12 protein-coding genes are annotated in these 8,487 nt (G+C 61.8%); 4 read left to right on the top strand and 8 right to left on the bottom strand.

Annotated elements, in window-relative coordinates; all coding sequences use genetic code 11:
• From VGP39_RS15815 to VGP39_RS15785, 7 genes are all read right to left on the bottom strand, one after another.
• On the bottom strand, positions 1-782 hold a 782-nt coding region (locus VGP39_RS15815; RefSeq protein ID WP_414644689.1), incomplete at its 3' end, for an AAA family ATPase.
• Complete coding sequence (locus VGP39_RS15810; protein WP_327569044.1) at positions 779-1,525, bottom strand: CpaD family pilus assembly protein; 747 nt, start codon at positions 1,523-1,525, stop codon at positions 779-781. The genes VGP39_RS15815 and VGP39_RS15810, both read right to left, overlap by 4 nt.
• A 21-nt stretch (positions 1,526-1,546) precedes the next feature.
• Positions 1,547-2,995 (bottom strand): type II and III secretion system protein family protein, encoded by a 1,449-nt coding sequence (locus VGP39_RS15805; protein ID WP_414644688.1) that lies wholly within the window; start codon positions 2,993-2,995, stop codon positions 1,547-1,549.
• A 45-nt stretch (positions 2,996-3,040) separates the two neighbouring features.
• Positions 3,041-3,832 carry a Flp pilus assembly protein CpaB gene (cpaB, locus tag VGP39_RS15800; RefSeq protein ID WP_327569042.1) on the bottom strand — a complete coding sequence of 264 codons (792 nt, stop codon included), beginning with the start codon at positions 3,830-3,832 and terminating at the stop codon, positions 3,041-3,043.
• Between the two features lie 128 nt (positions 3,833-3,960).
• Positions 3,961-4,485 carry an A24 family peptidase gene (locus VGP39_RS15795; protein WP_327569041.1) on the bottom strand — a complete coding sequence of 175 codons (525 nt, stop codon included), beginning with the start codon at positions 4,483-4,485 and terminating at the stop codon, positions 3,961-3,963.
• An 85-nt stretch (positions 4,486-4,570) separates the two neighbouring features.
• Positions 4,571-4,780: a hypothetical protein gene (locus tag VGP39_RS15790; protein WP_327569040.1), complete on the bottom strand. Its 210-nt coding sequence runs from the start codon at positions 4,778-4,780 to the stop codon at positions 4,571-4,573.
• A 7-nt stretch (positions 4,781-4,787) separates the two neighbouring features.
• Positions 4,788-4,952, bottom strand: a complete 165-nt coding sequence (locus VGP39_RS15785) for a Flp family type IVb pilin (RefSeq protein WP_327569039.1) — start codon at positions 4,950-4,952, stop codon at positions 4,788-4,790.
• Positions 4,953-5,248: 296 nt separating this feature from the next.
• Between VGP39_RS15785 and VGP39_RS15780 the strand changes: the two genes are divergently transcribed.
• The 4 genes from VGP39_RS15780 to VGP39_RS15765 all read left to right on the top strand — a co-directional run bounded on the left by VGP39_RS15780 (position 5,249) and on the right by VGP39_RS15765 (position 8,061).
• Complete coding sequence (locus tag VGP39_RS15780; protein WP_327569038.1) at positions 5,249-6,076, top strand: sterol desaturase family protein; 828 nt, start codon at positions 5,249-5,251, stop codon at positions 6,074-6,076.
• Between the two features lie 127 nt (positions 6,077-6,203).
• The gene (locus tag VGP39_RS15775) at positions 6,204-6,710 is read left to right on the top strand and encodes a pilus assembly protein N-terminal domain-containing protein (RefSeq protein WP_327569037.1); all 507 of its coding nucleotides are present in this window, start codon (positions 6,204-6,206) and stop codon (positions 6,708-6,710) included.
• Positions 6,711-6,895: 185 nt separating this feature from the next.
• On the top strand, positions 6,896-7,435 hold the full coding sequence (locus VGP39_RS15770) for a TadE/TadG family type IV pilus assembly protein (protein WP_327569036.1): 540 nt from the start codon (positions 6,896-6,898) through the stop codon (positions 7,433-7,435).
• An 11-nt stretch (positions 7,436-7,446) separates the two neighbouring features.
• Positions 7,447-8,061 (top strand): TadE/TadG family type IV pilus assembly protein, encoded by a 615-nt coding sequence (locus VGP39_RS15765; RefSeq protein ID WP_327569035.1) that lies wholly within the window; start codon positions 7,447-7,449, stop codon positions 8,059-8,061.
• A 104-nt stretch (positions 8,062-8,165) separates the two neighbouring features.
• Here the strand turns inward: VGP39_RS15765 and VGP39_RS15760 are convergent, their stop codons facing one another.
• The gene (locus tag VGP39_RS15760) at positions 8,166-8,378 is read right to left on the bottom strand and encodes a cold-shock protein (RefSeq protein ID WP_011474122.1); all 213 of its coding nucleotides are present in this window, start codon (positions 8,376-8,378) and stop codon (positions 8,166-8,168) included.
• Positions 8,379-8,487 lie beyond the last annotated feature (109 nt).

Here is an 8,487-nt window from a genome sequence, read left to right as displayed (position 1 = left end):
AAGGCTTCGGCGCCGAAATCGTAGACCCGGTCGAGGGTCGCCGGCGCCGCCAGCAGGCTGAGGTGGTCGGTGCATTTCGACAGCAGGCGGTCGACGAATGCGGTATCGACCCGGTCCGGCGAGAACACCGCATCCGCAATGCCCTGCGGCGGGTCCTGATTGTAGTCGAGGCCGGCGGTGCCGAATGCAAGGTCGAGATCGGCGACCACGGAATCCAGCGCCAGATCGCGCGCAATCGCCCAGGCGACGTTGTGCGCGACGGTGGATGCGCCGACGCCGCCTTTTGCGCCGACAATGGCGATGATCCGGCCGACCGCTTTGGCTTCCGGCGCCGAAAACAGGCCGCAAATCGAACGCACCACGTCGATTGTATTGACGGGCGCGATCACGTAGTCGCTGACGCCGCGACGAACCAGTTCGCGATACAGCGTCACGTCGTTGACGCGGCCGATCACGACCACGCGGGTGCCGGCGTCGCAAACCGTCGCAAGCTGATCCAGCCCGGCGAGAATATCGCTGCGGCTCTCGGTTTCCAGGATGATCACATTCGGGGTCGGCGCGGTGCGATAGGCTTCGATCGCGGCCGCCATGCCGCCCATCTGGATCTTGAGATGGGCTTTGCCGAGGCGGCGGTCTTCGCCGGCCGATTGCACGGCGGAGGCGGTTTCCTCCGTCTCGCAAAACGCCTGCACCGATACGCGCGGCGCCGGCGCGATGTGATCGTCCGCGGCCGGCGTGGCCGCCGGCGGTTGTTCCGGGTTCTGGCGCGCGTAGCTGATCATTTGCCTGTATCGCTGAGTTTGGCCTTGTCGGCTTCCGGATAGGTGGTCGTCGTGGTGACGCCCTTCTTGTATTTTTCGTAACCGGTAATGCGCCGCGCCGTATAAGGCGGAGTTTCAGGCCGCGGCTGCACCAGATCCGCCGGATTGTCGACCATCGCTGCCATGTTGCGCTGATAGGCGCAGCCGAGATTGTAGTACGGCTTGTTCTCCAGATAGCTCGGGTTGTGGATCGAAGGCCCGATATCCTCCGGCCACAGGCCGCAGGGGCCGGCAACTGCGGTGATCTTCGGATAATTCAACCGGATCGTTGCCAGCTGGCGCGGATCGTCGGGACGGTAGTTGCGCACGACAACTCCACGCGGAGGCACGCCGGCGGCAGCGAGCAGCGCCCGAACTTCGCGGAATGAGTCCGCTGCCGCGCGGGCATTCGGCGTGCCGGTCGGCACGTCGGCATTGATCGCCCCGGTTCCTTCGCGCAGCCAGGTTTGTGCCAGCCCCATGACATCGGCGCGTTGCGCGGCGGATAGACCGCCGCGCGAATTGCCGATGAAGAGTTCGACCGAGCGGTCGGCTTCCTGAATCGCGATGGGATGACGCTGGCGATAATCGTTGGGAATGCCCGCCGTCAGTTCTCCGGTGGTGGGGGTAAGGGTGTTGCACGCGCCCAGCGCGACCGAAAGCGCGGCCAGAGCGCCCCCCAGGCGGAGGGCGCGGTTGCGATCGGCGGGTACTTTGGTCGTCATCGTTTCGGTCCTCGTCCCGCCTCAGTCCGTGATAAAGCCGTAAGTGCCACGATAATTGCGGGCCGGCTCGGCGCGGCCCGGCACCCCGTAAATGCGGTTGATGCTGCCGAGCAAATCCGCCTGCGGATCGGACGAATCCGCAAAGCCGTCATCGGGACGTGACAGATCCTTCTGCGCAACGGCGCGGACCACAAAAGGCGTCACCAGCACCATCAGTTCGGTCTGGTTGTTGACGAAGTCGCGGCTTCGGAACAGCGTTCCGAGAATCGGCAATTGCGCCAGGCCGGGCAACCCGTTGATCGCCTGCTTGGTCTGTTCCTGAATCAGGCCGGCCATCGCCATCGCGCCGCCGGATGGAATTTCCAGTGTCGTTTCCGCGCGCCGGGTCCTGATCGAAGGAACCGTCAGCGCATTGCCTTGCGACTGGACCAGCGTAAAGGAATTGTCATTCGACAGTTCCGAGACCTCGGTCATCACCCGCAGGCTGATCCGGCCTTCGGCGAGCACCACCGGCGTGAAGTTGAGAGAAATGCCGAATTTCTTGAAGCTGATCTGGGTGTTGCAAACGCGTGTGATGGGGTCGCAGGAATATCCGGCCGGGACCGGAAACTCGCCGCCCGCGATGAATGTCGCCGACTCACCGGAAATCGCCGTCAGGTTCGGTTCGGCCAGCGTGCGGATCACGCCCGCGCTTTCCATCGCGCGTATGGTGGCCTGTACCGACGGGACGCCGGCGGACGTGGCGTTGCCGAAACCGGTTGCTATCGCATTGCCGGCGAGCGAGCGGCCGAGCGCGGTGAACGGGTTGGAGTTGGTAAAGTTCACCACCGAGGTGCCGTAGTTCAGGTTGGCGGTGAGATCGATGCCCAACTGCTTGATGAGGGTGCGCGACACTTCCGCGACGGTGACCTTCAGCATCACCTGATCGCGGCCGCGCGTGGCGATGCTGTTGACCACCTTGTCGGCGCCGCCCACCAGCCGCGCGGCCAGATCGCCGGCCTGCTGAGCCTCGATCGGACTCGACACCGAGCCGGACAGCATGACGCCGTCGCCGAGGCCCTCGATCCGGATATCGGAATTCGGCAGGGTCTGCTTCAACGCGGCGCGGATGCCGTTGAGGTCACGCGTGACCGCGATGTCATAGGCGGCGATCTGCTGGCCCGCCGGATCGAAGAACACGATGTTGGTTTGGCCGACCGCGGCGCCGATGATGTAGGCGCGCTGCGCCGTACGCACCACCGCATTCGCGATCTTCGGATCGGCCACCAACACGTCCTTGATGTCGCGCGGCAGGTCGACCACGATCGATTTGCCGATGCCGAGCGCAAGAAAGCGCGCATTCATCTGCCCGTCGGCGGCGAGCGGCGCCGCAGCGCGGTAGTCGCTGGCCTCCACCGGGGTCAGAACCGGAGTAAGCGCCAGCGCGGTAATGGCCGAGAACGACAGGGCGCGGACCATCAAGGCCCGCATTGATCGTTGGTTTCCCCTGCGCTGCATGTCCTTCAGTCCTTTCGGTCACTTCTGCGTCGTCGTCGGGCTCGAAACGCCGTAGCGGACGACATTGATGCTGTCGCCGCGCTTGATGCGATCGTCAGAAGGCTTCTCCGTCACGTTGAGGTCGGCGATGCTGCGCAACGCGAGCGACAGCGTACCGCTCTGGCGCGCGCGCGCCAGCGTTTCTGTCTGCTCCGGCTTCAGTTCGAGCGTGACGGTCTTGCCGACCACGGTGTTCTGGCCGTCTTTTTCCTTCGGCGCCTGGTCGATGGCGAGCACGCGGATGTTGCTCAGGATGACTTCCGAGTGGACGAGATCCGGCGAACCTTTCTGGTCCGGGTTCTTCTCGCGCTTCGACAGAATCACGTCGACCCGATCGTTGGGGAGGATGAAGCCGCCGGCGCCGGTTTCCGGGGAAATTTCCGTGGAGATCGCGCGCATGCCGGTCGGCAGGATCGCCGCCATGAATCCGGACCCGTCGGCCTTGACCAGCTTCAGCTCGCGGATCGGCTCGCCCGCGATGAACGGCGCGCGGGCGATCGAGCCTAGGACTTCCTTGGTTGCTTCGGGCCGCTCGTTGCGACGGATAAAACTGTTGCTCGCGGTGGCAGCAGGCCACGTCTGCCATTGCAGATCGTCCGCAGTCACCGATTTGCCGAGGCCGATGTCGTTCTTGGCGACCAAGACATCGACGGTCTGCAGTTGCACGACCGGCTCGGTCGGAGCTTTGGTATCGGAACCACTTGCAAGATATGCGGCGACGCCGCCGGCACCGACAGCGATGGTCAGGACGACAATGCGTGCGGTATTCATACGCTTTCAACTTTCCACATTACGCCGCGACGCTTCCGCCGCTGTGATGGGAGTTGACCAGCTATTCGTCAAAGCATGGTTAATGAGGCGTATCTAAATCGCGTTAACGAGAAGTTTCGCCGGCGCGATCACTGCATGGCAAAGCGCGTCAGATCGACCGCCTTGATCCAGTCGGTTTCGGGGTAGATCACCAGCGCGCCGATGGCGAGCGCGATGCCATAGGGAATGCCGCTGTCCTTGGCGTGCAGCTTGAGCAGCCAGGTCTGCCCGCCGAGGGCGTAGGGCAGGGGCCATTGCCGGAACTGCAGCAGAAGCAATGTCAACGCGCCGCCGAACAGCGAGGCGTAGACCAGGTAATCCAGCAGATGAGCGAAGCCGAACCAGAGCGCGGCCCCGGCTGCGACCTTGGCGTCGCCGCCGCCGATCCAGCCAAACGCAAAACAGCTGAACGCCACCGCAAGGACCGCGGCGCCAGCGCCGAGGTGCGAGAGAATGTCCTGCAGTCCCATCCCGCTCAGGACGGCCAGCCCCAGGAAGCCGCCGAACAGCGCCAGCGACACCCGGTTTGAGATCGTCATGGTGAAAAGGTCGCTTGCCGCCGCGAACGCCATCAGGGCCGGAAACAGCAAAAGGCGGGCGATGTCGAGGATCATGGGGTCATGGCCCGTGCAGGCACGATAGCGGGTGCCGCCGGAGTCTAGCCCGTGAGATGTAAACAATCGGGAAACGGCGGGCGCGTCACCAGACGGTGGCGATTCGAAACACCAGAACAACAAACGCCAGCACCAGCCCCGCGCAGACGATCTTCGCGGGCGTGCCATCCCGAACGTATGCTGACGGCAACGGCTCGGGCGGTGCCATGGACTGAAATTCGCACCATTTCGGCAACAACCAGGCGGTCGAACAAAAAAGGCCTCGGAGACCGAGGCCCTTGATGGTGGCCAGCAACGGTCGCTTACTTCAGCGAGTTGTTGATCGAGGTGAACTTGGTGTTGAGGTTGGTGCCGAGGCCGTTGACCACGGCAATGATCGCGAGCGAAATGCCGGCTGCGATCAGGCCGTATTCGATGGCGGTGGCGCCCGACTCATCCTTCACGAAACGCGCAATGAGACTCTTCATAGGTAAACTCCATGTGTACACGTGGCTGTCGAACTTTACGTTGGTCTCGCCGGCGTTCTCAGCACCGTGACCATGATGCCACCCTATGATCGGAGAATTGCAGCGCAGTTAATTCGATTGCTGAAATGCGGTTGCAACCCGCTCTTCTTAAGCACAGTAAATTTGGATTTAAGAGGTGCGCCAAAATGCAACGAATTCCTCGGCTGCCGATCCGGCCCCGGGCGGGACACCCCGGATTCATGGCTCTTTAAGCATGAGGCGGTAACGCTGGGGTCCCCGATCCCTGCGAGGCGGCCATGTCGAGTTTACCCCTGGAAGTCGTCGAAATGTTCGGCCAGACGATCGCCAAGGTGGTGCCCATCACGATTGTGCTGGCCCTAATATTTTCCCTGCTGACGCATTTCTGGGCCTGCAATCCCGGAAAGCCGTGGTGGCGCAAGCGCGAGCTCATCACCGACATCATCTACTGGTTCTTCGTTCCGTTGCTGGGTCGCGTGGCGCGGGTCGGTCTGCTGGTGATCGGCGCCGGAGTCATCTTCAAGATCCATGACGCCGACCAGTTGATCGCCTTCTACGACAACGGTCATGGGCCGCTGTCCGAACTGCCGTTATGGCTGCAAGGCATACTGTTTCTGGTGCTGTCCGATTTCATGCTTTACTGGCTACACCGCATGTTTCATGGCGGCGGGTTCTGGAAATACCACGCCATCCATCATTCATCCGAAGACCTCGACTGGATCTCGGCGGCGCGTTTCCATCCGGTGAATCTCTTTCTGGGAACCATCGCGGTAGATGTCATATTGCTGCTCGCGGGCATATCGCCGAACGTCATGCTGTGGGTCGGGCCTTTCAACACATTCCATTCGGCTTTCGTCCACGCCAATTTGAACTGGACGCTGGGCCCGTTCAGATACGTGCTTGCCACCCCGGTGTTCCACCGCTGGCATCACACATTGCCGGACCAGGGCGGCGACACCAATTTTGCCGGGACGTTCCCGGTCTGGGACATCCTATTCGGAACGTTCCGGATGCCGGAGGGCGCGCTTCCCGACAATTACGGCGTCGACGATCAGAAGATTCCGTCTGAAATCGGCGGACAATTGGCCCATCCGTTCCGGGTGTAGGAAAGGGTACGGGATATCTCACGCCCCGTTTGCAGTTCGTTCATCAATTAACGGCAGATTTGCCATGTCGGGCGCCGGCTCCGCTGCGTATCGCTTTAGCCGGCTTGTTAATGCCCCGGGGTACAGTATGTCGGTCAGGTTCTTGCGCGCCACCACGCGCGTGTTTGTCGTATTGCGGTCGCTGGCGATTGGAATCCTGCTGGTCCCGGCCAGCGCGTTTGCCGCCGCCACCGGCGATATCATCGCGGTCAATGTCGATCAGGCCAAGCTCGTCAGGCTGCCCGACCGCGTCGCGACCATCGTCGTAGGCAACCCGCTGATCGCGGACGTAACCCTGCAGACCGGGGGCATCATTGTCGTCACCGGCAAGGGTTATGGCGCAACCAATTTCATCGCGATGGACCGCAGTGGCCAGGTTCTGGTCGACCGCATCATTGAGGTCGAAGGCCCCACCGACCAGCTCGTCACCGTCTATCGCGGGGTCGACCGCGAGTCATACAGCTGCAAGCCGACGTGCCAGCGGCGGGTCACGCTTGGCGATGGCGAGGGATATTTCAAGTCGACCATCGACCAGGCCAGCGCGCTCAGCGGTCAGGCCAGCGGCAGCGCCGCCGCGGCCAAGCCGCAGAACTGACGACTATATCCGCCGGATGCGCTCGCGGCGCTTGCCGCGAATCACGGCCGCTTTCGGGATCGCATTTCGGAAAAGGTTAACGCCGGGTTTACGGCGCGGTGCATTCTGCAGCTATCCGGCGAAACACTTCGACAATCACTTTCAGGTAATCGTTGCGGGAGCAATTTCCCCTGAGGGATCGATCGATGTCATCGTCCGCTGATTCCGTCGTCGCCGTCAGAAAAGCATTGCGGCGATTCCGCCGCAACCGGCGCGGTTCGGCCGCCGTCGAATTTGCGCTGGTGGCTCCGGCATTTTTCGGATTGCTGTTCGCGATCATGGAGACGGCGCTGGTGTTCTTCGCAGGCCAGGTGCTGGAGACCGGAGTGCAGGACACCAGCCGGCTGTTCTATACGAGTCAGAGCCCGACGGAGGTGGTTTTCAAGCAGGCGCTGTGCGACCGCGTCGCCACATTGTTCGCGTGCGCAAACGTCTGCACTGAAGTGAGATCATACAATGCGGGGTCGCCCATCACCATCACCGATCCCATCGATAGCAGCGGAAATTTCAGCGGCACCTGCACGTATCAGCCCCCGACCGATCCCACTCAGACCGTCGTCATCCGCGGCTTCTATCAATGGCCGCTGGTCGTCACCGGGCTGGGCTACAACATTGCGAATATCGGCCGCGGCACCAGCAACAGCAAGAAACTGTTGGCTGCGACGATCGCGCTTCGCCCTCAATGACGGTGAAATTCATGAAGATTTTCGCGCGCTCAGGACCCTCGCCTTCGCTGCGGCGGTCGGCCTTAAGACTGCTTCGTGACAAACGCGGCAATGCAGCGGTCGAGTTTGCGGTGATCGTACCGTTGATGCTGGTGATATTCTTCGGGACCATCGAGTTTTCGTCCGCGGTGGCCGTCGATCGAAAGATCTCGATGCTGACGCAAGGGCTTGCCGACCTGGTTTCGCGGTATCCCAGCGTCCATGACGTCGACATCACCAATTTCGGCAAGATCGCTAACGCGATGCTGACGCCCTATTCCTCCACTCCGCTCAAGACGACGATCACCGAAATCTATGTCGATCCTTCGACCGGCGTTGCCCGCGCCCAGTGGAGCAAGGGAGACGCGCCCCGGACAGCCGGTTCGACGGCTCCGCTGCCGGCCAATCTGATTGCCAGAGATGCGCAGAACAAGATCATCGCCGATCAATACCTGATCTTCACCGAGACCAGTTATCTCTACAAGCCGGCCGTTGGTTATGTCATGGGGATCGGCGGCGTTCCGCTGGGCGACAAGACCTACATGCGCCCGCGTATCGGCTCATGCGTTCTGTACAACACGGATACGGGCAATTGTCCGAAGAGCTAGGCCAGCAAGCAAAGCGCCGACTCGATCAAAAAAAAGCCGCGCAGCGAACGCGGCCTTTCATTTTCATTCCGGCAAAATCTCGCAAGCTTCAGGCTTGAGCGAGTTTATCCGGCGGCGCGCAGGTTGTCGGCAGAAGACTTGCCAGAGCGGCGATCTGCAACGATCTCGTAAGATATCTTCTGGCCTTCGCGCAGCGTTCCAAGTCCGGCGCGCTCGACGGCGCTGATGTGCACGAACACGTCGTTGCCGCCGTCATCGGGCTGAATGAAGCCAAAGCCCTTGGTTGCGTTAAACCACTTCACGGTTCCCATGCTCACGGGGGTAGTCCCTTCTCAAGATAGATATAGTCGAAGCCCACTTTCGATGGGCTGGTGAGATCGAATTTTTGGAAGGGTCGTCAGCGTCTAAACCGGCTGTACCGGTGGA

The sequence above is a fragment of the Bradyrhizobium sp. genome, assembly GCF_036009065.1.
Lineage (GTDB): Bacteria > Pseudomonadota > Alphaproteobacteria > Rhizobiales > Xanthobacteraceae > Bradyrhizobium.
Note: the sequence above shows the minus strand (reverse complement) of the source record. Positions and strands in the feature narration are given on the sequence as shown.

Bases quoted from the DNA above. Each gene is read 5' to 3' on its own strand.
- VGP39_RS15810 (WP_327569044.1), bottom strand. From the start codon at position 1,525: ATGACGACCAAAGTACCCGCCGATCGCAACCGCGCCCTCCGCCTGGGG.
- VGP39_RS15805 (WP_414644688.1), bottom strand. From the start codon at position 2,995: ATGCGGGCCTTGATGGTCCGCGCCCTGTCGTTCTCGGCCATTACCGCG.
- cpaB (WP_327569042.1), bottom strand. From the start codon at position 3,832: ATGAATACCGCACGCATTGTCGTCCTGACCATCGCTGTCGGTGCCGGC.
- VGP39_RS15795 (WP_327569041.1), bottom strand. From the start codon at position 4,485: ATGATCCTCGACATCGCCCGCCTTTTGCTGTTTCCGGCCCTGATGGCG.
- VGP39_RS15785 (WP_327569039.1), bottom strand. From the start codon at position 4,952: ATGAAGAGTCTCATTGCGCGTTTCGTGAAGGATGAGTCGGGCGCCACC.
- VGP39_RS15780 (WP_327569038.1), top strand. From the start codon at position 5,249: ATGTCGAGTTTACCCCTGGAAGTCGTCGAAATGTTCGGCCAGACGATC.
- VGP39_RS15775 (WP_327569037.1), top strand. From the start codon at position 6,204: ATGTCGGTCAGGTTCTTGCGCGCCACCACGCGCGTGTTTGTCGTATTG.
- VGP39_RS15770 (WP_327569036.1), top strand. From the start codon at position 6,896: ATGTCATCGTCCGCTGATTCCGTCGTCGCCGTCAGAAAAGCATTGCGG.
- VGP39_RS15765 (WP_327569035.1), top strand. From the start codon at position 7,447: ATGAAGATTTTCGCGCGCTCAGGACCCTCGCCTTCGCTGCGGCGGTCG.